Origin of the sequence: Citrobacter sp. wls716 (assembly GCF_005280975.1) — a bacterium.
GTDB lineage: Bacteria > Pseudomonadota > Gammaproteobacteria > Enterobacterales > Enterobacteriaceae > Citrobacter > Citrobacter youngae.
Window position 1 is genome coordinate 140,140 of the sequence record NZ_SZWX01000031.1, and the last position, 23,405, is coordinate 163,544.

The following is a 23,405-nucleotide window of genomic DNA, read 5'->3' on the forward strand; positions in this document are numbered from 1 at the left end:
ATTGCCGGATGGCGGCTACGCTTATCCGGCAAAATCAAAGGAGTACATTATGGTTTCCGCACTGATTACCGTCGCCGCTATCGCCTGGTGCCTGCAACTGGCGCTCGGTGGCTGGCAAATATCCCGCTTTAATCGGGCTTTCGATAAGCTCTGCCAACGGGGTCGGGTTGGCGTGGGGCGCTCCGGCGGACGTTTTAAACCCCGCGTGGTGATCGCCATTGCGTTAGATGAGCAGCAGCGGGTTACCGATACGTTATTTATGAAAGGTCTTACGGTATTCGCCAGACCCGGCAAAATTGCCACAATAATGGGCAAACATCTTGATGAATTACAGCCTGATGTGATCTTTCCCCATGATCCGCTATCGCAGAATGCACTATCATTAGCGCTTAAACTGAAACATGGGTAATTTCGTTGTGAATGCTAATAGCTTGCGAAATTATCATTTTGCAACCTATAGTCAGGGTAATCACGCCTATGAAACCTCGTCAGCGTCAGGCTGCCATACTGGAGCACCTGCAAAAGCAGGGAAAATGCTCGGTTGAAGAACTGGCCCACTACTTTGACACCACCGGCACGACCATTCGCAAAGACCTGGTCATTCTGGAAAATGCCGGCACCGTCATTCGTACCTATGGCGGCGTGGTATTAAATAAAGACGAATCCGACCCGCCAATCGATCACAAAACGCTAATCAACACGCATAAAAAAGAGCGGATTGCCGAAGCCGCCGTCCGTTTTATTCACGATGGCGACTCGATTATTCTGGATGCGGGCAGCACCGTACTGCAGATGGTGCCGATGCTCACGCGCTTTAGCAACATCACCGTTATGACCAACAGCCTGCACATTGTTAACGCCCTTTCGGAGCTGGACAACGAGCAAACCATCCTGATGCCCGGCGGGACCTTTCGCAAAAAATCTGCGTCATTTCACGGTCAGCTGGCAGAAAACGCCTTTGAGCAGTTCAGCTTTGATAAACTCTTCATGGGCACCGACGGCATTGACCTCAATGCCGGCGTGACCACTTTTAATGAGGTGTTTAGCGTCAGCAAAGCGATGTGCAATGCCGCTCGCGAAGTGATTCTGATGGCTGACTCGTCAAAATTTGGGCGCAAAAGCCCTAATGTTGTATGCAGTCTGGAAAGCGTCGACAAGCTGATTACCGATGCGGGTATCGACCCTGCATTTCGTCAGGCGCTGGAAGCAAAAGGGATTGAAGTGATCATAACCGGAGAAACCAATGAGTGATGCACTACTGAACGCGGGCCGTCAGACGTTAATGCTGGAACTACAGGAAGCCAGCCGTTTGCCTGAGCGACTGGGCGATGATTTTGTCCGCGCTGCCAATACTATCATCCACTGTGAAGGCAAAGTCATTGTCTCCGGTATTGGTAAATCAGGTCATATTGGCAAAAAAATTGCGGCGACCCTCGCCAGTACCGGCACGCCTGCCTTTTTTGTGCATCCGGCGGAAGCGCTGCACGGTGACTTAGGGATGATCGAAAGCCGTGATGTCATGCTGTTTATCTCCTACTCCGGCGGTGCGAAAGAGCTGGATCTCATCATTCCGCGCCTGGAAGACAAATCCGTCGCCCTGCTGGCAATGACCGGAAAACCGACCTCACCGTTGGGCCTGGCCGCCAAAGCCGTGCTGGATATTTCCGTTGAGCGCGAAGCCTGTCCGATGCGCCTGGCACCGACGTCCAGTACCGTAAATACGTTGATGATGGGCGACGCGCTGGCAATCGCCGTAATGCAGGCGCGCGGCTTTAACGAGGAAGATTTTGCCCGCTCGCACCCGGCAGGTGCGCTGGGTGCTCGTCTGTTAAATAAAGTGCATCATCTGATGCGCCGCGACGATGCCATCCCGCAGGTGACGCTTACCACCAGCGTCATGGACGCGATGCTGGAACTCAGCCGCACGGGTCTTGGCCTGGTCGCGGTCTGCGACGACCAGTCACTGGTGAAAGGGGTCTTTACCGACGGCGACCTGCGCCGCTGGCTGGTTGGCGGCGGAGCGCTCACCACTCAGGTTAGCGAAGCAATGACCCACAATGGCATTACGCTGCAGGCGCAGAGCCGTGCGATTGACGCCAAAGAGATCCTGATGAAGCGCAAAATCACTGCCGCACCGGTGGTAGATGAAAACGGTAAACTCACCGGTGCTATCAACCTGCAGGATTTCTATCAGGCCGGTATTATCTAATCCTTCAGCCCCAGACGCTTCGCCAGCCGGTGCAGGTTGGCGACGTCTGTTTCCAGCGCCCGCGCACTTGCCGCCCAACTATGGTTATTTTGCGCCAGTGCCCGGCGGATCATCTCCCGCTGGAACGACTCTGTTGCTTCACGCAGGTTGTGATGCTGTGGGATCTCCGCAACAACTTCCGCCGCCTGCGGAACCGGGCCTTCATCATGCAGGGCAAAATGCTGCGCCTCCAGTACCACTTCATCCCCTGCCCTGGTCGCCCTTGCCAGAACCACCGCCCGGTGAATGGCATGTTCCAGCTCGCGCACATTTCCAGGCCAACCATAATTCAGCAGATGGCTACGTGCGCCGGGACTTAACACCACGCGGGAAAGTCCCAGCCGCAGTCGGCATTGCTCGCAAAAATAGCCGGCCAGCAGCACCACGTCTTCACCGCGTTCACGAAGAGGCGGTACAGAAAGGGGAAAGACGCTCAGACGGTGGAACAAATCCGCACGGAAATTCCCGGCCAACACCTCTTCGCGTAAATCACGGTTCGTCGCCGCCAGTACGCGCACATCCACGCGCAAGCTGCGATCGTCACCCACGCGCTGAATATCGCCGTACTGCAATACGCGCAGCAGCTTAGCCTGTAGCGCCAGCGAGAGTTCACCTATCTCGTCGAGAAATAGCGTCCCATTGTCGGCCATTTCAAACTTACCGCTACGATTGCTGATAGCCCCGGTAAACGCGCCTTTTACGTGACCAAACAGTTCGCTTTCCGCTACGCTTTCCGGCAACGCCGCGCAGTTCAGATACACCAGTGGATTCACCGCACGCGGCGAACCTTCATGGATAGCTTTAGCCACCAGCTCCTTCCCGGTCCCTGTTTCGCCGCTAATCAGCACGTTGAGATCGGACCCCGCCACAATCTCAATCTCTTTTTTCAACTGCATCATATTGGGCGACAGGCCAATCATCTGGGTTTCCGTCACCTGCTCAAAGTTGGTTGACGAACCTGGCAGCATATTCTGGCTTTCCAGCTGTTCAATCAGCAACGCATTGCTCAATGCGCCAGCCGCCAGCGCGGCAATCAGCCTAAGCTCCTCATCGCTGAAAACATCGAACTGATCGGGCTCCATGCCATCCAGCGTTAACGCGCCAATCAAATTTTGACCGGCGAACAACGGCAGCCCAATACAGGCATGCACCTTCAGACTCTCCTGCCCCGGAATCAGACCATCATACGGGTCGGGCAAATCGCTGTCGGCAGGAAAACGTACCACGTCCCCGGCGCGGGCAATCGCCTCCAGACGCGGATGCCCTTCCAGCGTAAAGCGTCTGCCGAGAACATCCTGCGCCAGCCCATCGATCGCCAGCGGAATAAACTGTCGCGACTCGTAGCGCAGCAGTGCCGACGCGTCGCACTCCAGCACCTGACGCAAGGTGGTTATCAGGCGTTGAAAACGGTCCTGATGCCCAATACCGCTTTGTAATTCAATGGCGATGCCCGCCAGCACGTCTACGGAAAAGCTCATGGCTACCTCATTGTCATTTTGACAATTCATATTGTCATATTGACAATAAAACATATAGTCATTTTGACTACCACCTTATAGGTGGAAAAACAACTAATCCTTTAAAATCAAATAAATAAAAAGTTGGCACGCAACCTGCAATTAACAAAACATCTTTTTTGAAAAACGCTGAATTAATTGAGGTTGCTATGTCTATTCTGGTTAAAAATAACATTCATTGGGTTGGCCAACGTGACTGGGAAGTGCGTGATTTCCACGGAACTGAATACAAAACGCTGCGCGGCAGCAGCTACAACAGCTATCTCATCCGTGAAGAAAAAAATGTCCTGATTGATACAGTAGACCACAAGTTTAGCCGTGAATTCGTGCAGAACCTGCGCAGTGAAATTGACCTCGCGGATATCGACTACATCATCATTAACCACGCTGAAGAAGACCATGCCGGGGCGCTGACCGAGCTGATGTCCTGCATCCCGGACACGCCGATTTACTGCACCGCCAACGCCATTGACTCTATCAACGGGCACCACCATCACCCGGAATGGAACTTTAACGTAGTGAAAACCGGTGATTCGCTGGACATTGGTAACGGCAAGCAGCTGATCTTCGTTGAAACGCCGATGCTGCACTGGCCGGACAGTATGATGACCTACATGACCGGCGATGCGGTGCTGTTCAGTAACGACGCCTTCGGTCAGCACTACTGTGACGAACGCCTGTTTAACGACGAAGTTGACCAGACCGAGCTGTTCGAACAGTGCCAGCGCTACTATGCCAACATCCTGACGCCGTTCAGCCGTCTGGTGACGCCGAAAATTACTGAGATCCTCGGCTTCAACCTGCCGGTCGATATGATTGCCACTTCCCACGGCGTGGTATGGCGCGACAACCCAACACAAATCGTTGAGCTGTACCTGAAATGGGCGGCGGATTATCAGGAAGACCGCATCACCATTTTCTACGACACTATGTCCAACAACACCCGCATGATGGCGGACGCGATTGCCCAGGGCATCAACGAAGTTGACCCGAATGTAGCGGTGAAAATCTTTAACGTCGCCCGTAGCGACAAAAACGAAGTTCTGACCAACGTCTTCCGCTCTAAAGGCGTGCTGGTCGGGACTTCCACAATGAACAACGTGATGATGCCGAAAATCGCCGGTCTGGTGGAAGAGATGACCGGCCTGCGTTTTCGTAACAAGCGTGCCAGCGCCTTTGGTTCACACGGCTGGAGCGGCGGTGCGGTAGACCGTTTGTCCACGCGTTTGCAGGATGCGGGCTTTGAAATGTCCCTGAGCCTGAAGGCCAAATGGCGTCCTGACCTCGATGCGCTGGAACTGTGCCGCCAGCACGGCCGTGAAATCGCGCGTCAGTGGGCGCTGGCTCCATTGCCGGAAACAACCGTGAAAGCCGTCGCCCAGGAAGAAGCCTGTGCCTGTGCCGCTGCGGCTGCCGCCGATCTTGGTCCCAGCATGCAGTGCAGCGTGTGCCAGTGGATTTACGATCCAGCAAAAGGTGAACCGCTGCAGGACGTTGCACCGGGTACGCCGTGGAGCGACGTGCCGGATAACTTCCTGTGCCCGGAATGTTCATTAGGTAAAGACGTCTTTGACGTACTGGCAACGGAGGCAAAATGAGCCACGGAATTGTCATCATTGGTTCGGGCTTTGCCGCCCGCCAGTTAGTCAAAAATATCCGTAAACAGGATGCGGCTGTTCCGCTGACCCTGATTGCCGCGGACAGCATGGATGAGTACAACAAGCCCGATCTCAGCCACGTTATCAGTCAGTCACAGCGTGCAGACGACCTCACCCGCCAGTCGGCGGGGGAGTTTGCCGAACAGTTTAATTTGCGCCTGTTCCCACATACCTGGGTAACCGACATCAACGCCGATGCCCACGTAGTGAAAAGTCAGGACAAGCAGTGGCAGTACGAAAAACTGGTGCTGGCAACGGGGGCTTCAGCCTTTGTACCTCCGGTTAGCGGGCGTGAGTTAATGCTTACATTGAACAGCCAACAAGAGTACCGCGCCTGTGAAACGCAGCTGCGTGACGCCCGGCGGGTACTGATTGTTGGCGGTGGCCTGATTGGTAGCGAACTGGCGATGGATTTTTGTCGTGCCGGTAAAGCGGTGACGCTTATCGACAACGCCGCCAGCATTCTGGCCTCGCTGATGCCGCCGGAAGTCAGCAGTCGCTTACAGCATCGTCTGACCGATATGGGTGTCCATCTGCTGCTGAAATCACAGCTTCAGAGTCTGGAGAAAACCAGTACCGGTATTCGCGCCACGCTCGATCGTAGCCGCAACGTCGAAGTCGATGCGGTGATTGCCGCCACCGGCCTGCGCCCGGAAACCGCACTGGCGCGTCGCGCCGGATTGAACATCAATCGTGGCGTCTGCGTCGACAGCTACCTGCAGACCAGCCACCCGGACATTTATGCCCTCGGCGACTGTGCGGAAATTAACGGTCAGGTCCTGCCGTTCCTGCAGCCGATTCAGCTGAGCGCCATGTATCTGGCGAAAAACCTGCTCGGCGGCAATGCGCCATTGAAGCTGCCAGCGATGCTGGTAAAAGTCAAAACGCCGGAGTTGCCATTGCATCTGGCAGGGGAAACCCAGCGCCGCGATCTGAACTGGCATATTGCCGCCGAAGCGCAAGGGATGGTCGCCAGAGGGATGAACGACGAAGGTCAATTGTGTGCCTTCGTCGTCAGTGAAGACCGGATGAAAGAGGCCTTTGCGCTGCTGAAAACGCTGCCCGTGTAAGTCCAGAGTACCGTTGCTTGATTTATTAACCTCACGCACACGGATGTGCGTTGCCACTTGTCGGTATGCCCCGGCATGTTTTTCTTGCCCCGCCAGTCCCGTAATGCCAGTCAGTTAAGCATTATTGAGAACATGTAATTCCGGCTCAGGGTTCCGTTCACCTCAGCAATGTCATTTCTCTGAGGCCCGGAAACCCGTGAACGTGTAAGGGAGGCTCACCGCCGCCTCCCTTACATCCCAGGCTCCCGGCGGGAAAATCGTCGCTGCGCGATTCATTCGTCTTATGCCGTCTGCCTGTCGGGTCGGGGCCGAGCCTGCGTCCCTGCAGGCCATCCCCTCTGCCCGCATCCCTGCGGGCAGACCCGGTCAGCCGTCAACGCCTCATCGATTTTCAGCCGGACCAGGGTCATCGCTTCAACGCTCTGACTTCCAGCTCAATATGTTTTGCTGTTTAAACAAAAAACGCAGATGGTCAGGTGTGGGCTGGTCCGGCTAAAAATTGCCGACGTGTTTTCGTAAGGCCGGGAGAGCCAGCATGGATGCTGGCTCAGGGCGCGTTTTGCAGGGACGCTACCTCGCGCCCGACCCGGTAGCCTGAAGGAATAAGCGGAGGGAACCACGAAGTGGCAATTTTCCCGCCGGGAGCCGGGATTGTTAAGGGTACGGCGATAGTACCCTTAACACGTTCACGGGGACTATCATTTCAGATATGTGAAAAATTTAAGGTGAACGTAGCAATGCGACGGAGGCAACAGATTCATTACCTCCGGTTCGTTAACTGATAAGCATTACGCCAGTCTCGGGGCTTTTTTATTTTTGCGTCAACACCCGCGCCGCAGCAATCACGCCCTGCCCCAATGACAATCCGCCGTCGCCCGCCGGTAAACGCTGTGGGAACAGTAAGGTAAAATCACGCAGATAAAACGCCAGCCGGGATGACAATAAGCGGTTATGCATCACGCCGCCGCTGAAGACTAACGTTTTAATTCCGCGCGTTTCGGCCTGCTCACGCATCAGTGTGGCAAACCCACGCGCCAGCGCGTCGTGAAATGCCCACGCTCTTTCAGCAGGGGCGGTCTGCCAGGCCAGCCATTGCTGCCAAAAAGCCGCTAAGTCCAGATGATTGCCATTAAGCGGCACCGTAACAGGGTGATCAACGCCTGCACACTGCGATGCCAGCGCCTCCAGCGCGCAGGCAGCCTCACCTTCATAACTCAACGATTCCGGCGCACAATGCAACGCGGCGGCAACCGCATCAAACAAGCGCCCGCACGACGATGCCAGTGGGGCATTGATTCCCCGCTCGATGGCGCGCGCCAGTACGTTCCAGTTTTGCCGTTGCAACGCCGATGTTTCCGGGTAACCCTGCCAGTCAGGAACAAAACGCAGGCACTGCGCGAGCAAATTGCGCCATGGCTGTTTTGCCGCTAAATCGCCGCCCGCCAGCGCTACCGCCGGTAAGCCGCCAAGGCGTTCGCATTCACGGTAGTTGACCCGCAGACATTCGCCGCCCCACAGCTCGCCATTTTCCCCCATGCCGATGCCATCCAGCGTCAGGGCAATCACATCGCCGCCGTCGAGCGGCCAGCCGTGCTCGGCCAGGCATGCCGCAGCATGCGCATGATGATGCAGCACCGTTTCGGTTGGCAGATTCATCTCGCTGGCCCACTGGCTGGAAACATAGCCAGGGTGCGCATCATGCACGATACGCTGCGGCGTAAAGTCATAAATGTTCTGGATCAGACGTAACGCATCACGCCACTGCTGCTGAATGCCGTCATCACTGAGATCGCCTAAATGCTGGCTGATAACCGCCTGTTCGCCGCGCACCAGGCAGAAAGTATTTTTCAGATCCGCGCCTAAGCACAACATCGGCGGCACGTCACGAAACCCCGGCGGCAGCGCGACCGCATCCGGCACGTAACCCCGGGAACGACGCAGTATTTCCCCACTGTCACGCACCACGGAGTCATCCATGCGCTGCATAATTTCACGGTTATGCAGCAGAAAACCATCAGCAATCTCACTTAAATCTTCCAGCGCCTGCGCATTGGTAATAGCAGGTGGCCTGCCGCTAAGATTGCCGGAGGTCATCACCAGAGGACAATTCATCTCTTGTAAAAGTAAATGCTGCAACGGATTCGCTGGCAGCATAACGCCTACTTCCGTTAACCCTGGCGCAATGCCCTCGCTCAATGCAGCGACATAGCGTTTCTGCATCAGCACGATTGGCGCGGCAGGGGTAGTCAGCAAACGACGAGCAGGTTCGGGCAGTCCGTCATCACCTGGCAGCATTACCGCCAGCGGTTTCGCCGGACGGTGTTTACGCAACCTGAGCAGCGCAACGGCGTCATCATTTCGCGCATCGCACACCAGATGAAACCCACCAATGCCTTTAACCGCCACAATACCGCCTGCTTTCAGCCGCGATACCGCTGCCTGCAGCGCCTCTTCTTTCTCCGCCCGCTCATCCGTGCTGAACCACTCAAGATGAGGGCCGCACGCCGGACAGGCAACGGGCTGGGCATGGAAGCGACGATCATACGGGTCACGATACTCTTTGTCGCATTGCGCACAGAGTGGGAACGACGCCATCACGGTGAATGGGCGGTCATAGGGCATGGCGCGGATAATGGTAAAACGCGGACCACAGTGGGTGCAGTTGATAAAGGGGTATCGGTAGCGACGTTCGCCGGGGGTGTTCATTTCAACAAGGCATTCGGGACAGGTCGCGGCATCCGGAACTATTTGCGTATTCATCGTACCGCCAGCACTTTGACGAATCGAGAAATCGGCAGGCTGCTGCGTCCAGGCGAATGCTTCGCTCTCAACGCTGTCAATGCGCGCCAGCGGTGGGCAGTGTTGATGTAACTGCGCAATAAATTCCGCCGGATCTTCCTGTAAGCGCACAACCACACCGTCACCGTCGTTACACACATCGCCATGCAGTTGTAACCGCTGCGCCAGTTGCCAGACGTAGGGGCGAAATCCGACGCCCTGTACTTTGCCGCGAATACGCAGCTGTACGCCGGAGTGGTTGTTTATTGTCATGATGAATTCCCGCGGTATTGTATCCCTGAAATATCCATTTGCCGGATGGCGGTTTCGCCTTATCCGGCATGTATTTTACGCGGATTTTCAGATATCAGAACAGCAAAGATGCGGTGGAATCCAGCGCCGCGCGACGGCGTTTTTCCGCGCTCAGTTGCTCAAGCTTGTTGCGATCCACATAAATCAGCGCGTGAGTCGGGCAGACTTCCATACAGGCAGGACCGGCCTCACGGTGGTGGCACAGGTCGCACTTATTGGCTTCGGCTTTTTCTGCACGGACGTTCAGACCCGCGCCGCTGTTACGCACAACCGGACGCACGACCACTTCCATTGCGCCGTAAGGACAAGCCACAACGCAAGTTTTACAGCCAATGCAGCGTTCCTGCATTACGTGAACAAAACCTTTATCACGGCTGATCGCACCGTTCGGGCAGACGTTAGCGCACGGCGCGTCTTCACACTGGCGGCACAGCGTCGCCGTGGAGACATTAACGCCTTTGATGACGTGAATGCGGGGTAAAAAAGTTTCAGGGGTCAGCGATGCGCAGTCCTGGTTATCCTGATGGGATACCACGCAGGCCACTTCACAGGTACGGCAACCAATGCATTTATTGGCGTCTGCAATGATGAAACGGTTCATCAATTTCTCCAGCAATGACAGAATATCTGCCGAAGCATTCACAAATCGTGCCAGATTTTAATTTACTGTTATTAAAGGATTTTTATTATAATGAATACAAGGATGGCGTGTCATCGTCACTAGTGACGATGACAAATGACAGCCGTCAGCGCTAAGCGGGCGGCGCAACAGAGTCGCGCTGGATGAGTTCACCGGTGAAAGTCTTTGGCGGCGTAAACGCCCCGTCACCCAACATAAAGATCAGGCGCCCAATCGTTTCCTGAATCATTTCTGTTACCGGAATTTTTACGCTGGAAAGCGCCGGAATAGTGTATGGCGCGAGGGTGATATCATCGAAGCCAATCACCGACACCTGTAAAGGCACCCGCACACCATGGGCGTGTAACTGCTTCATCGCGCCGATCGCCATATCGTCATTGCTGGCCACCAGCGCGGTAAAATTGACCTTACGTGAAAGCAACGCATCAACGCCCGCAGCACCGCAGGCTGGCGTCCACTTTCCCTTAACAATCAAGTCATTATTAAGCGCAATACCATGATGTGCCAGCGCGTCTTTATAACCTGAAAGTCGCTCCACGCCGGTTGGAGAATCCATCGAGCCGGTAATAAAACCAATCTCTTTATGCCCGGCGGCAATGAGCTGAGTGACGGCGTTAAAGCTGGTCTGCTTTTGATCGCACCATACGCTGTGGCTGGTGTTTTTCCGCAGGCGTCGGTTAAGCACCATAATCGGCTGGCTGTGGGCATCGATGATATCGTCTATCTCATCCACGCTGAGAAAACGCGGATAAATCATAATCGCGTCACAGCGCAGGTCGAGCAGGTACTGGATCGCCTGACGCTCTTCCTCAGCGCTGTGCTTACCGTCAGCCAGTAACAGCTGGCGTCCTTTATCTTCCGCCATCCGCGCGGTATGAAACAGCAGCTCGCTGAAATAGACGCCGTGATAAAGGGTATTTGTTACCACCAGACCCAGCGTCTGCGTGGTTTTCGCCGCCAGACTGCGCGCCAGCAAGTTTGGGCGGTAACCACTCTCTTCAATGGCCTGAAACACGCGGTCTTTGGTCTCCTGGCTGACATAACCGTTTCCGGAAAGCACCCGGGAAACTGTCGCTTTCGACACGCCGGCACGCTTCGCCACCTCGAGCATCGTGGTCATATTACTCATCCCTATTCTCTCAATGTGACGCAGTGTACTGCACCGTTTCGCCGCTGTCCTTGCTGCTACATCGCAGACGCCAACATCCAGTGATAAACATCACAATTACAATAAATTATTAAAATTAAATCTTGCTCAATATAAATAAATTAAACATTCTTTTGTGGAACCGGTTTCCTATCTGCGTTTCATAACCCAGAAAAACGACCCAACGTAAACGGATAAAACATAACGTACCCTACTGATAAAACAGGATTAAATCCGATGTCCAAGAATTATGCAGCGCTGGCGCGCTCCGTTGTGACGGCTCTGGGAGGCGTTGACAACATCACAGCAGTGACCCACTGTATGACCCGTTTGCGTTTCGTTATCAAAGATGACTCGCAGGTCGACAGCGCGACGCTGAAGACGCTTTCTGGCGTACTTGGCGTGGTGCGTAGCGATAACCAGTGTCAGGTGATCATCGGCAATACCGTTTCGCAGGCGTATCGCGAAGTGGTCAGCCTGTTGCCTTTCAACATGCAGCCTGCTGAGCCGCAAACCAAACCCCGACTGACGCTGAAGCGGATTGGCGCGGGGCTCCTCGACGCGCTGATCGGCACCATGTCGCCGTTGATCCCGGCAATTATCGGCGGATCAATGCTCAAGCTGCTGGCAATGATCCTCGAAATGACCGGCGTGCTGGAGAAAGGATCATCCACGCTCACTATTCTGACCGTGATCGGCGACGGCGCATTTTTCTTCCTGCCGCTGATGGTCGCCGCGTCGGCCGCTATCAAATTCAAAACCAACATGTCGCTGGCAATCGCCATCGCAGGTGTACTGGTGCATCCCAGCTTTATCGACCTGATGGCGAAGGCTGCGCAGGGTGAGCACGTTGAGTTTGCCCTGATCCCGGTGACGGCGGTGAAATATACCTACACGGTGATCCCGGCGCTGGTGATGACCTGGTGCCTGTCATACATCGAACGTTGGGTCGATCGCATCACTCCGGCAGTCACCAAAAACTTCCTGAAACCAATGCTGATCGTGCTGATCGCCGCGCCGCTCGCCATCGTCATCATTGGCCCGATCGGCATCTGGATCGGTAGCGCAATTTCAGCGCTGGTGTATACCATTCACGGCTATCTCGGTTGGCTGTCAGTGGCCATTATGGGCGCATTGTGGCCGCTGCTGGTGATGACCGGTATGCATCGCGTTTTCACGCCAACCATTATTCAGACCATTGCCGAAACCGGAAAAGAAGGCATGGTGATGCCGTCGGAAATCGGCGCCAACTTGTCGTTAGGCGGTTCATCGCTGGCAGTGGCATGGAAAACCAAAAACCCGGAACTGCGTCAGACGGCGTTAGCGGCAGCCGCCCGAACCCGCGCTGTATGGCGTGGCGATCCGCCTGAAACGACCACTGATTGCGAGTCTTATCAGCGGTTTTATCTGCGGTGCCGTTGCCGGCATGGCCGGGCTGGCGAGTCACTCCATGGCGGCTCCAGGTCTGTTCACCAGCGTCCAGTTTTTCGATCCGGCCAACCCGATGACTATCGTCTGGGTGTTTGGCGTGATGGCGCTGGCGGTGGTGCTTTCCTTTGTATTAACACTGATTCTCGGCTTTGAAGATATTCCTGTCGAAGATGCCGCCGCGCAGGCCAGAAAAAATCAGGCCGCACAACCGGGCAATATCAATGGAGCCAGCATTTGACTGGTATGAACTGAGGTTAATTATGTCTGTTTTTCCGCAAGGATTTTTATGGGGCGGCGCACTGGCCGCCAACCAGTCTGAAGGGGCGTACCGGGAAGGTGGCAAAGGGCTGACGACCGTCGATATGATCCCTCACGGCACAAGTCGCATGCCCGTCAAACTGGGACAGGAAAAGCGCTTTACGTTGCGGGATGACGAATTTTATCCCAGCCATCAGGCGATCGACTTTTATCATCGCTATAAAGAAGATATCGCGCTGATGGCGGAAATGGGTTTTACGGTATTTCGTACTTCCATTGCCTGGAGCCGTCTCTACCCTAAGGGCGATGAGCTGACGCCGAATGAAGAGGGTATCGCATTTTACCGGGCGGTGTTTGTCGAGTGTAAAAAATACGGTATTGAGCCGCTGGTCACGCTGTGTCATTTCGATGTGCCAATGCATCTGGTCACCGAGTACGGTTCATGGCGTAGCCGTAAAATGGTGGAGTTCTTTACCCGCTACGCCCGGACTTGCTTTGAGGCCTTTGACGGACTGGTGAAGTACTGGCTGACGTTCAACGAAATCAACATTATGCTGCACAGCCCTTTTTCAGGTGCCGGACTGGTGTTTGAAGAAGGCGAAAATCAGGATCAGGTGAAATACCAGTCCGCCCACCACGAACTGATAGCCAGCGCCCTGGCGACGAAAATTGCCCATGAAGTTAATCCGCACAACCAGGTTGGCTGCATGCTGGCGGGCGGTAATTTTTATCCTTATTCCTGTAAACCAGAAGATGTGTGGACCGCGCTGGAAAAAGACCGCGAAAACCTGTTTTTCATTGATGTACAGGCGCGCGGGGCTTATCCCGCTTACTCCGCCCGCGTGTTTCGCGAAAAAGGCGTGGTGATTGAAAAAGCCCCGGAAGATGACGAGATTCTGAAAAACACCGTCGATTTCGTCTCGTTCAGCTATTACGCATCGCGCTGCGCCTCGGCGGAAATGAACACCGGCAATACCAGTGCCGCCAACGTGGTGAAATCGCTACGTAATCCGTATATTGCGGCCAGCGAATGGGGCTGGGGCATCGATCCGCTCGGTCTGCGCATTACCATGAATATGATGTATGACCGCTACCAGAAACCGCTATTTCTGGTGGAGAACGGGCTGGGGGCGAAGGATGAAATTGATGCTAACGGCGAGATCAATGACGACTATCGCATCAGCTATTTACGCGAACATATTCGCGCCATGGCAGACGCGATTGAAGATGGCGTGCCGCTGATGGGTTACACCACCTGGGGCTGTATTGACCTGGTTTCTGCCTCAACCGGTGAGATGAGCAAACGCTACGGTTTTGTGTATGTGGACCGCGATGATGCGGGCAACGGCACGCTGGCGCGCACCCGTAAGAAATCATTCTGGTGGTACAAAAAAGTAATCGCCAGCAACGGTGCCGATCTGGCATAACAGATCTGTCGGAGGGGGTTACAGCCTTCCGGCAGAATTACATATTTTCATTTCATTTATTACATTACAGATGTGGAATCGTCCTTCCAGTTTCAGGTTTGCCCTCATCCTTTTTTACTGGCATTTTATTCAGTAGTTTTTAATCCTGGCCGTTCACCACAAGGAAACGTGCATGTCTGATAAAAATGGCACAACAGCAGTGGCTATCACTAAACCCGTACGTCGATTGAAAGTTGGCTATGTCAGAAAACGCCATGAAGATCCCAAAACGGGTTACACGCGACGAATCAGTCGGCACGCCTCACTCACGCTGAACGGCGACTGGCTGGAACAAGCAGGGTTTCCTACCGGTACGGCAGTGAGTGTGCCAGTGATGCAGGGGAAATTAATTATAGAGCAGGCCATTGAGTAACGAGGAAGGCGGGAAACAGGCCGGATGTCACTCACATCCGGCACTGATACGGTTTACTCTTCTGGCGCTTCCAGCTCGGAGAATCCACCGTGTCCTTCCCAACCGGCTAATCGCTGATAGACGGTATCAACAGCATCTTTGATCGGTTGTGTCATCGGGTAGTAAAAACCGACAATATCCGGCTGAATGCCAAGGAAAATCACCTCGCCAACGTCATCTTTCAGCTGATCTATCAGGTAGTTCAGCGGCATGTTGTGGGTGGTCATCATGAACATCTCGGCAATGTCATCAGGATCGATAATACGGATTTCACCGGGGTTCAGCCCCATATCGGTGGCATCAACAATCAACAAACGTTGCGGACGCAGTTCACGGATGGCGACAATATCGTTCTCCGGCGCGCTACCGCCGTCGATGACAACCCAGTTGCCTTGAGGATTTGCAGCACACATTTCAGCCAGCAGCGGGCCCGCGCCGTCATCGCCCATCATGCTGTTACCCACACATAATAAAACGTCAGTCACGGTGTCTCCTCACCATCAGATAGATGGCGCTTTCCTGGTGTATGTCGTGCAGCATGCTAAGCATCAGCTTGCTCCACTCCTGCTGCTGCGGGGTCTGTACGGCACGCGCATCATCGAACGCGCGTGCCAGCATTTGCACATGGTTGAAATCGATAACGATCTCGCCGTATTTCGGCACACCTTCCATTTTCCGGCGGGCTTCGCTTCCCTCAGCAAGGGTAGCAATCCATGCCAGATAGTCATCCCATGGACAAGTTAACGCCGCTTCCAGGCAATCGATGATCCCAAGGTGGTGACCAATCGCCAGGCTGTAATAGACAACCTGCTGCGCCTCGGCGGGCGTCGCATCGTTCTCATCAATAAACTTACGGCTCAGTTGACTGAACACCACCGTTTCACTCATCGGATACGCGCCTCTTCGACAACATGGTTAAGATGCGTGACGATCTCGGTCAGACGCGGATCGTTTTCCGCCTCCAGCCAGCGCGCCACCTGATGCTCGCCCTGCCCTAACTGCGTCATATAGTCATCAGCAATCTGGCGACCATAGCGGTATCCCGCCAGACGGCGAGCCTCGCGATCCACCTTCACGCGCAGCGGCTGAACCATATCCGGATGCAGAATTTCAGCAGGTTGTTCGTCCAGTTCGCCCGGCGCACGTGCATGAATTTTCTGTTCCAACAGGCCTAGCGCCATCGCAAAACCATACAGCGTGGCTGCAGGCGTTGGCGGGCAGCCAGGGATATACACATCCACCGGTACGATTTTGTCGGTGCCGCCCCATACGCAGTATAAGTCGTGGAAAATACCGCCGCTGTTACCGCAAGCACCGTAAGAGATACAAATTTTCGGGTCTGGCGCAGACTGCCAGGCGCGCAGCGCCGGAGAGCGCATGGCACGGGTTACCGCGCCGGTAAACAGCAGGATATCCGCATGGCGCGGGGACGGTACCACTTTGATGCCAAAACGTTCGGCGTCAAACAGCGGAGAAAGCGTGGCGAAGATTTCGATTTCGCAACCGTTGCAGCCGCCGCAGTCCACACGGTAAACGTACGCTGAACGCTTGATGCTTTTTAGCAGCGACGCTTTCATGCTGGCAATGGATTCATCCACCGTCATCGGTACCGGAATACCGTTGGCGTCACGTGGGCCTAATAAATTGCTCATCAGCTGGCCTCTTTCATATGGCGAGTCAGTTCAATACGGTCAGACGGCACCAGGCATTTCTGGCGCTTACAGTCCGGGCAGGTCTCAAAGCTTTCACGGTGGTTTTCCGCGCGGCTATCACCGTTGTGCTTAAGCAGCGCAATGGCGTAATCAATCTCTTTTTGTACCGCAAACGGACGGTTACATACGCGGCAATTACACAGCGCAAAGCGGGACTGCTGCAGGAAATCCTCTTTCTTCCACACCGCCAGCTCATACTCCTGCGACAGCTTGATTGCCGCCGTCGGGCAAACTTCTTCGCAGCGGGCGCAGAAGATGCAGCGACCGAGATTGAACTGCCACGCCAGCTCATTGGTGGCCAGATCGGTTTCTACCGTCAACGCGTTCGACGGGCACGCATTCACACAGGCCGCGCAGCCAATACACTGCTGCGGATTATGTTCCGGTTTGCCACGGAAGTTTTTATCGACCGCAATCGGCTCCAGCGGATACGACGACGTCGGCGCCCCGGTTTTGATGACTTTTTTGATAAAGGTAAACATGGCGATTCCTTATTTCAGCGGCGAGTTTTTACGCTCGATGCTGTAGCGCTCAAGTTCTTTGTACGGCACGACTTTGCTCTTCTTCTTACGTACATCGACCACGGTCATACGGTCAGTACAGGAGTAGCAAGGATCGAGGCTACCGATAATCAGCGGCGCATCGGAAACGGTATTACCACGCAGCATGTAGCGCAGCGTCGGCCAGTTGGCGTAGGTTGCTGCACGGCAGCGCCAGCGATACAGTTTCTGGTTGTCGCCGGTCATGCTCCAGTGAATGTCATCTCCGCGCGGCGCTTCAGCAAAGCCCAGTGCGAAACGGTGAGGAATATAGGTAAAGCCTTCCACCATCAGCGGGCCGCCCGGCAGGTTATCCAGACCAAAGTCGATCATATTCAGTGCGGTGTAGACTTCATTTATACGAACTTTCAGACGAGAAATAACGTCGCAGCCCTGCTCGCTGTGAACTTCCATCGGCAACAGACCATAGCCGACAAACGGGTGATCGGCGCGGGTGTCGCGCGCGTGACCGCTGGCGCGAACCATCGGGCCGACGTTACTGAAGTCACGGGCAATTTCCGGATCCAGACGACCAATACCGACGGTACGCTGTTCCATGTTCGGCGTGCTGAGCAGCATATCGACCAGTTCCTGCACGTCACGACGCATCTGCTGCGCCAGTTGACGGGTCTGGATCATATCTTCTTTCAGCAGATCACGACGGATACCGCCGATCAGGTTCAGACCGTAAGTTTTACGTGCCCCGGTGAGGATCTCCGCCATCTTCATCGACGTTTCACGCACGCGGAAGAACTGCATAAAGCCGGAGTCAAAACCGGTGAAGTGACAGGCCAGGCCGAGGTTCAGCAGGTGCGAGTGCAGACGCTCAACTTCCAGTAGAATGGCACGGATCATCTGCGCACGTTCCGGCACCACAATGCCCATCGCATTCTCAACGGAGGTGGTATAGGCGGTGCTATGCGCAAAGCCGCAGATACCACACACGCGATCTGACAGGAACGTCACTTCGTTGTAACCCATACGGGTTTCCGCCAGTTTCTCCATGCCGCGGTGGACATAGAACAGACGGTAGTCGGCATCAATAATGTTCTCGCCGTCCACGAACAGGCGGAAGTGACCGGGTTCATCGGAGGTGACGTGCAACGGGCCAATCGGCACCACGTTATTTTTCTTGTCGCCCAGTTCGTTGATGAACTCGTAGGTTTCAGCATCGGTAGTCGGCGCCGGGCGCTGACGATAATCCATGCTGTCTTTACGCAGCGGATAGAGTTCGTCCGGCCAGTCATCGGGCAGTACCAGACGACGCTCATCCGGCAAACCAACCGGGATCAAACCGTACATATCGCGCACTTCGCGCTCGCCCCAGACCGCAGCCGGAACGCGCGGTGTGACGGACGGGAACTCCAGCTTATTGGCATCGACTTCAACGCGGACGGTTATCCAGCATTTGGTGCCCTGCTCCATCGACATCACATAATAAACAGCGTAATGGCCGCACAGCTGGCGTTCGTCGTTACCAAACAACACGGACAACCAGCCGCCCTGTTTGTAGTACAGGAACTCCACCACTTCCGGCAGGTAGTTCACCTTGACGGTGATCGTCAGCTGATCTTTGGTCTGCCAGGCTTCATCCAGCACCACACCCGGGAAGGCCTGGTGCAGCGCAGCGAGATAGTGTTGACCTAATTTTTCTTCAGACATGCTCAAACTCTCTTAAATCACGCCACCAGCAAGGAGACGAACGCTAAAAACGCAAACCCAAAACCGGCCCAGGTCACGCGTGAAGTGGCGCAAAAACGCAGACGCGCCATGCTGTTTTCGAACAGGGCGATGACCAGCACGCCGAGGACCAGTTTGACGACGGCAATCACCAGCGCCAGCAGCAGCCCCCCCGCGGTGAAGGTTTCCATCTGTCCCCACGGCAGGAACACACCAACGAACATTTGCAGAACGACCAGTTGCTTGAGGCTAATGCCCCATTTCAGCACGGCAAAACCGCTGCCGCTGTATTCAGTCAATGGACCTTCCTGCAGCTCTTGCTCTGCTTCTGCCAGATCGAACGGCAGTTTGCCCATTTCGATAAAGGTGGCGAAAGCACAGGCGCACAGCGCCAGAATCAGCGGGATGCTATACGCGGCAGGCCAGTGATAAACGGTATCGGCAATGTTGCTGATGTGGGTCGAACCGGCAACCTGCGCCGCCACCCACAGCCCCAGCAGCAGGATAGGTTCAACCAGCACGCCGAGCATCGCTTCACGGCTGGCACCAATGGCGGTAAACGGGCTACCAGTATCCAGTCCCGCGATAGAGAAGAAGAAACGGGCAATGGCGAACAGGTAAATTAAGGTGATCAGATCGCCCAGTTGTGGCAGCGGCGAGCCAACGGTCACTACCGGCAACGCAGTGGCGATAGTCAGCATCACGCCCACCATCACAAACGGCGTCAGGCGGAAAACCCAGCTGGAATCCGCAGGCGCAATGCTCTGACGACCCAGCAGTTTGATAATGTCGCGGTACTCCTGCAAAACGCCCGGACCGCGGCGATTGTGCAAACGCGCACGCGCCACGCGGGTAACACCGGACAGCAGCGGCGCAACGGCAAACAGCACCAGCGCCTGAATTAACGGATATAAAACACTCATTCTCAGGCTCCTCGTGAAACCACAATCACCACCAGTACCGCCAGCTCAATCAGCGCCAGGCGACGGAACAGCACCGGCGCAGCCGCATTCTGCCAGCCCGGAACCAGTGATACCGGATTCAGCCATTTACGCAGTTTGAGTACCGGGGCAAAGGCTTCTTTGACCGGCATGGCAAAACCGTGCGCGGTAATGACCATTGACTGCTCGTGATCGTAACCACAGACCCATGCCGCACCGCGTGAACGCGACGGCAGACGGTTGCCTTTAAAAATTGCCATGATGATGAACGGCAGCAGCGGACATGCGATCAGCAGCAGCGTGATCATTGGCTGAGAAACGGTGGTGTTCGCAGTTTCCAGCGGCAGCGGAACGGCAGAGGAGATCATCGGCAGCAGCCACGGCGCAGCCACGCCGCCAATCACGCAACAGATAGCCAGCGCAACGACGCTCACGCTCATCAGGATTGGCGCGCAGCAGGCGTTTTCAGCTTCCTTCGTGCGCGGTGCGCCAAGGAAAGTAACGCCATAGACTTTCGCCATACACATCACCGCCAGCGCGCCGGTAATCGCCAGTCCTACCGCCAGCAACGGTCCTAAAAAACGGCCGACAAACGCGCCACTGTTACCCAGCTTGAAGAAGGATTGGTAGATAACCCATTCGCCGGCAAAACCGTTCAGCGGCGGCAGCGCGGCCATCGCCATCAGGCCAACCAGCATCGCCAGAGAGATAACCGGCATACGTTTACCGATCCCGCCCAGTTTTTCGATATCACGATGACCGGTACGGAACCAGATGCTGCCTGCGCCCAGAAACAGAACGCTTTTGAACAGGCTGTGGTTTACCAGGTGGTACAGACCGCCGGTCAAACCCAGCGCAATCAGCGCCGGTTGATTCAGGGAAATCCCGGTCACGCCAGCGCCCAGCCCCAGCAGAATAATGCCGATGTTTTCCAGCGTGTGGTACGCCAGCAGACGCTGGATGTTGTGCTCCATCAGCGCATACAGACCGCCGACAAACGCGGTGATCATCCCCAGCACCAGCAGCGTAACGCCCCACCACAGCGGCGCGTTACCGCCCAGCAGCGACAGCGACAGAATACCCAGCAGACCCACCTTCATGACGACGGTAGAGAACAGTGCCGCAGCCGGTGCGCTGGCATTGGCGTGAGCCTGTGGCACCCAACCATGCAGAGGAATAATTCCGGCCAGCAGGCCAAAACCCGCCACGCCCAGCAGCCAGATGTCGGCGCCGAGCGGCAGCTCCTGGGTACGCAGATCAAGCAGACGCAGCTCCAGGGTGCCGTAGCGTTGCCACACCAGATAACACGCAAGCGCCAGCAGCAGCGTACCAATACGTCCCAGCGCAAACCACAGCTTGCCTTCTTTACTGCATCCAGTCAGGAACACGGCACACAGCGCCATGATTTCCGCCATCACCACCAGCGTACCGAGGTTGCTGGCAACCACCGCACATACCGCCGCGGCCATCAGCAGATTGACCAGCAGGCCGTTAGCTAAAACCAGCGGATGACGATGCCAGTCAATGTTGTACAGGCTGACAAACAGACCGCACAGACCCAACGTAATCAGCCAGATAGCGTTCAGCGGCGTCATTTGCAGACTGTGACCAATAAACGGCATCACGCCGCTGACCGCCAGCCCATTAATCAGTACGCTAAAACCCGCAGCCGCCGTATACAGGCTGCCCACCGCACCGCCAACCCCGGCAATCCAGCCACTCAACGATTTATGAAATGAAAACAGAAATGCCAGAACCGCCGCCGCTGTAAACCAGGCCACGCCGCTGTTAATTAGTGAAATTGCGCTCATTTTGCATCCCCACTCTGAGCCTGCTGAAACAAGGTGAGATCGCCGAAATCGGTGTTGAAAGTCAGCTCACGCTTACGTTTGCTGGCGCGGGCGATATCCATGTTGCTCACCAGGTGCAGGGCTTTGGTTGGGCACATGCGCACGCAGGCCGGACCTTGCTCGTCAAAACTGCACAGATCGCATTTCACCGCGATGGCACGAACGCCTGGAACCCAGTCCAACAGCGAACTCACGCGCGCAGGCGCTGGCGGAGCCGGAGGCGCTTTTGGCGTATTGGCGTTCGCCGGGATGTGCAGCGGACGGCTGCCGGAAAACTCAATCGCGCCGAACGGACAGGCAATCCCGCACAATTTGCAGCTGACGCACAGGCTTTCATTCAGCTGTACGGCGCCATCGACACGGTTAATCGCATTAACCGGGCAAACGGTGGCACAAGGCGCATCTTCACACTGGTGGCAAAGCTGCGGCGCGGATTCTTTTTCATTTAACATCACTTTCAGGCGCGGCATTGACTGCAGGCCATGCTGGCGATGTGTCTCTGAGCAGGCGGCCTCACAGGTGTGGCAGCCAATGCAAAGAGTGGAGTCAGCAATTACAAAACGATTCACCAGGCATTCCTCAGGTGATAGTCATTTTTGACGAAAACATGTCTGCAAAATGTCATTTCGACATTTTTCGACATGCCCATTCCCTAAAACATCGTGACGCAGTATGTAAACCGCATCATGACAAAGTGGACGGCCCCCGAGGCTTAAGCCGGGCTATGTCCCTCAACCAGCTGGCTTAAATTCACCGGCATATTGTTCTCAACCGCGGTGTACAAGCTGTCGTAGACGCTGGCGATTTTTTCGAGATAGTGCTCCAGCACCTGCTCGCGATCGCGGTTGCTGATACGCTCATCGACTTTACCGTCGAGGGTCAACTCTGCTTGTGCAATCAGTTGCTTATCATCACCGTCTTTCGTTTCGACGTAGTACTCGATGGTGTGGCTATTGAAGCCGTCCGCCAGCGTGACGTAGATAGTGAAGTGTTCAAAAAGGACAAAGCACAAATCCTTGTCCGGCGCGCAGCTCATCGCATGATGCAAACGCGCTTTTGACAGGGTGATCCCCTGAACCAGCGAGTTGCAGTAAATACGCCACTGGTCCTGTAGGCGACGATGCCGTTCAGCGATGTAATCGGCTTTTTCGCTTATTTCCCAAATAGTCATGTCAGGTTACCCGTTTAGCAGAGATGAACAGCCTTAAGCACATTTCATGCCAAAATTAAATTACTTAATTTTCATATAGATAAAAAATCAAAGGCGGGTGACGACATGTCATTTCGTCATCGTCGTCATTGTCACGAATGAAAAAATTCAACCTGGCATGCTTATTGCTTTTGATACGGCAACTTCACAGGAGGCGGTATGCACGAAATAACCCTCTGCCAACGGGCACTGGAATTGATTGAACAACAGGCCACGCAACACGGTGCTCAGCGAGTAACTGGGGTCTGGCTCAAAATTGGCGCATTTTCTTGCGTAGAAACCAGCGCTCTCTCCTTTTGTTTTGATCTGGTATGCCGCGGGACCCTTGCAGAAGGTTGTAAACTCCACCTCGAAGAACAAGAAGCCGAATGTTGGTGCGAATCTTGTCAGCAATACGTCACGTTACTGACGCAACGCGTGCGCCGATGTCCGCAATGCAACAGCGATATGCTGAGAATTGTGGCTGATGACGGCTTACAGATTCGACGTATTGAAATAGATCAGACTCCAGCGCCGGATGGCGACGCCTAAGCGTC

Annotated in this window: 21 protein-coding genes and 1 pseudogene; 9 read left to right on the plus strand and 13 right to left on the minus strand. The window is 55.1% G+C overall.

Annotation, left to right across the window (positions count from 1 at the left end; translation table 11 throughout):
• Nucleotides 1-49: 49 nt before the first annotated feature.
• The 3 genes from gutM (at nucleotide 50) to gutQ (ending at nucleotide 2,209) form a co-directional block, all read left to right on the plus strand.
• A complete protein-coding gene (gene gutM, locus FDX24_RS10780) occupies nucleotides 50-409 on the plus strand; it encodes a transcriptional regulator GutM (protein WP_048213020.1) in 360 nt (119 codons plus the stop codon).
• Nucleotides 410-477: 68 nt separating this feature from the next.
• Nucleotides 478-1,251, plus strand: a complete 774-nt coding sequence (locus FDX24_RS10785) for a DNA-binding transcriptional repressor (protein WP_048213021.1) — start codon at nucleotides 478-480, stop codon at nucleotides 1,249-1,251.
• Nucleotides 1,244-2,209 carry an arabinose-5-phosphate isomerase GutQ gene (gutQ, locus tag FDX24_RS10790; RefSeq protein ID WP_137364287.1) on the plus strand — a complete coding sequence of 322 codons (966 nt, stop codon included), beginning with the start codon at nucleotides 1,244-1,246 and terminating at the stop codon, nucleotides 2,207-2,209. The genes FDX24_RS10785 and gutQ overlap by 8 nt, the downstream gene beginning before the upstream one ends.
• Here gutQ and norR read toward each other — a convergent pair.
• Nucleotides 2,206-3,726: a nitric oxide reductase transcriptional regulator NorR gene (gene norR, locus FDX24_RS10795; RefSeq protein ID WP_137364288.1), complete on the minus strand. Its 1,521-nt coding sequence runs from the start codon at nucleotides 3,724-3,726 to the stop codon at nucleotides 2,206-2,208. The two genes, gutQ and norR, sit on opposite strands and share 4 nt — an antisense overlap.
• A gap of 188 nt (nucleotides 3,727-3,914) precedes the next feature.
• On the opposite strand from norR, the gene norV reads away from it, so the two are divergent.
• Together norV and norW are read left to right on the plus strand one after the other, a co-directional pair.
• Nucleotides 3,915-5,363: an anaerobic nitric oxide reductase flavorubredoxin gene (norV, locus tag FDX24_RS10800; RefSeq protein WP_048213024.1), complete on the plus strand. Its 1,449-nt coding sequence runs from the start codon at nucleotides 3,915-3,917 to the stop codon at nucleotides 5,361-5,363.
• Complete coding sequence (norW, locus tag FDX24_RS10805; RefSeq protein ID WP_137364289.1) at nucleotides 5,360-6,493, plus strand: NADH:flavorubredoxin reductase NorW; 1,134 nt, start codon at nucleotides 5,360-5,362, stop codon at nucleotides 6,491-6,493. Before norV ends, norW begins: the two co-directional genes overlap by 4 nt.
• 810 nt (nucleotides 6,494-7,303) lie before the next feature.
• Here norW and hypF read toward each other — a convergent pair.
• From hypF to FDX24_RS10830, 3 genes are all read right to left on the minus strand, one after another.
• Nucleotides 7,304-9,544: a carbamoyltransferase HypF gene (hypF, locus tag FDX24_RS10820; protein WP_137364291.1), complete on the minus strand. Its 2,241-nt coding sequence runs from the start codon at nucleotides 9,542-9,544 to the stop codon at nucleotides 7,304-7,306.
• A gap of 94 nt (nucleotides 9,545-9,638) precedes the next feature.
• Nucleotides 9,639-10,184, minus strand: coding sequence for an electron transport protein HydN (hydN, locus tag FDX24_RS10825; RefSeq protein ID WP_003037366.1), 546 nt, complete (start codon nucleotides 10,182-10,184; stop codon nucleotides 9,639-9,641).
• Nucleotides 10,185-10,335: 151 nt separating this feature from the next.
• The gene (locus FDX24_RS10830; protein ID WP_137364292.1) at nucleotides 10,336-11,343 is read right to left on the minus strand and encodes a LacI family DNA-binding transcriptional regulator; all 1,008 of its coding nucleotides are present in this window, start codon (nucleotides 11,341-11,343) and stop codon (nucleotides 10,336-10,338) included.
• A gap of 264 nt (nucleotides 11,344-11,607) precedes the next feature.
• Between FDX24_RS10830 and ascF the strand changes: the two are divergent.
• From ascF to FDX24_RS10845, 3 genes and pseudogenes are all read left to right on the plus strand, one after another.
• Nucleotides 11,608-13,039: pseudogene (gene ascF / locus FDX24_RS10835) on the plus strand (PTS cellobiose/arbutin/salicin transporter subunit IIBC).
• Nucleotides 13,040-13,061: 22 nt separating this feature from the next.
• A complete protein-coding gene (locus FDX24_RS10840) occupies nucleotides 13,062-14,486 on the plus strand; it encodes a 6-phospho-beta-glucosidase (protein ID WP_137364293.1) in 1,425 nt (474 codons plus the stop codon).
• 172 nt (nucleotides 14,487-14,658) lie between these two features.
• Nucleotides 14,659-14,898 carry a SymE family type I addiction module toxin gene (locus tag FDX24_RS10845; RefSeq protein ID WP_137364294.1) on the plus strand — a complete coding sequence of 80 codons (240 nt, stop codon included), beginning with the start codon at nucleotides 14,659-14,661 and terminating at the stop codon, nucleotides 14,896-14,898.
• Between the two features lie 53 nt (nucleotides 14,899-14,951).
• Here FDX24_RS10845 and hycI read toward each other — a convergent pair whose 3' ends face one another.
• From hycI to hycA, 9 genes are all read right to left on the minus strand, one after another.
• A complete protein-coding gene (hycI, locus tag FDX24_RS10850) occupies nucleotides 14,952-15,422 on the minus strand; it encodes a hydrogenase maturation peptidase HycI (RefSeq protein WP_115601581.1) in 471 nt (156 codons plus the stop codon).
• The gene (locus tag FDX24_RS10855) at nucleotides 15,415-15,825 is read right to left on the minus strand and encodes a formate hydrogenlyase maturation HycH family protein (RefSeq protein ID WP_005130585.1); all 411 of its coding nucleotides are present in this window, start codon (nucleotides 15,823-15,825) and stop codon (nucleotides 15,415-15,417) included. The genes hycI and FDX24_RS10855 overlap by 8 nt, the downstream gene beginning before the upstream one ends.
• Nucleotides 15,822-16,589 carry a formate hydrogenlyase subunit HycG gene (hycG, locus tag FDX24_RS10860; protein ID WP_003037388.1) on the minus strand — a complete coding sequence of 256 codons (768 nt, stop codon included), beginning with the start codon at nucleotides 16,587-16,589 and terminating at the stop codon, nucleotides 15,822-15,824. The genes FDX24_RS10855 and hycG overlap by 4 nt, the downstream gene beginning before the upstream one ends.
• A complete protein-coding gene (hycF, locus tag FDX24_RS10865) occupies nucleotides 16,589-17,131 on the minus strand; it encodes a formate hydrogenlyase subunit HycF (RefSeq protein ID WP_003037391.1) in 543 nt (180 codons plus the stop codon). Before hycF ends, hycG begins: the two co-directional genes overlap by 1 nt.
• 9 nt (nucleotides 17,132-17,140) lie before the next feature.
• Nucleotides 17,141-18,850: a formate hydrogenlyase subunit HycE gene (gene hycE, locus FDX24_RS10870; protein ID WP_005130590.1), complete on the minus strand. Its 1,710-nt coding sequence runs from the start codon at nucleotides 18,848-18,850 to the stop codon at nucleotides 17,141-17,143.
• A 17-nt stretch (nucleotides 18,851-18,867) separates the two neighbouring features.
• Entirely contained in the window at nucleotides 18,868-19,791 is a 924-nt protein-coding gene (locus FDX24_RS10875) for a respiratory chain complex I subunit 1 family protein (RefSeq protein WP_005130594.1), read from the minus strand.
• Nucleotides 19,792-19,793: 2 nt separating this feature from the next.
• The gene (gene hycC / locus FDX24_RS10880; protein WP_137364295.1) at nucleotides 19,794-21,620 is read right to left on the minus strand and encodes a formate hydrogenlyase subunit 3; all 1,827 of its coding nucleotides are present in this window, start codon (nucleotides 21,618-21,620) and stop codon (nucleotides 19,794-19,796) included.
• The gene (gene hycB, locus FDX24_RS10885) at nucleotides 21,617-22,228 is read right to left on the minus strand and encodes a formate hydrogenlyase subunit HycB (RefSeq protein WP_003825909.1); all 612 of its coding nucleotides are present in this window, start codon (nucleotides 22,226-22,228) and stop codon (nucleotides 21,617-21,619) included. The genes hycC and hycB overlap by 4 nt, the downstream gene beginning before the upstream one ends.
• A 143-nt stretch (nucleotides 22,229-22,371) precedes the next feature.
• On the minus strand, nucleotides 22,372-22,830 hold the full coding sequence (gene hycA, locus FDX24_RS10890; protein ID WP_137364296.1) for a formate hydrogenlyase regulator HycA: 459 nt from the start codon (nucleotides 22,828-22,830) through the stop codon (nucleotides 22,372-22,374).
• A gap of 198 nt (nucleotides 22,831-23,028) precedes the next feature.
• Here hycA and hypA point away from each other — a divergent pair, with 198 nt between their 5' ends.
• The gene (gene hypA / locus FDX24_RS10895) at nucleotides 23,029-23,400 is read left to right on the plus strand and encodes a hydrogenase maturation nickel metallochaperone HypA (protein WP_003037406.1); all 372 of its coding nucleotides are present in this window, start codon (nucleotides 23,029-23,031) and stop codon (nucleotides 23,398-23,400) included.
• Nucleotides 23,401-23,405: the final 5 nt, after the last annotated feature.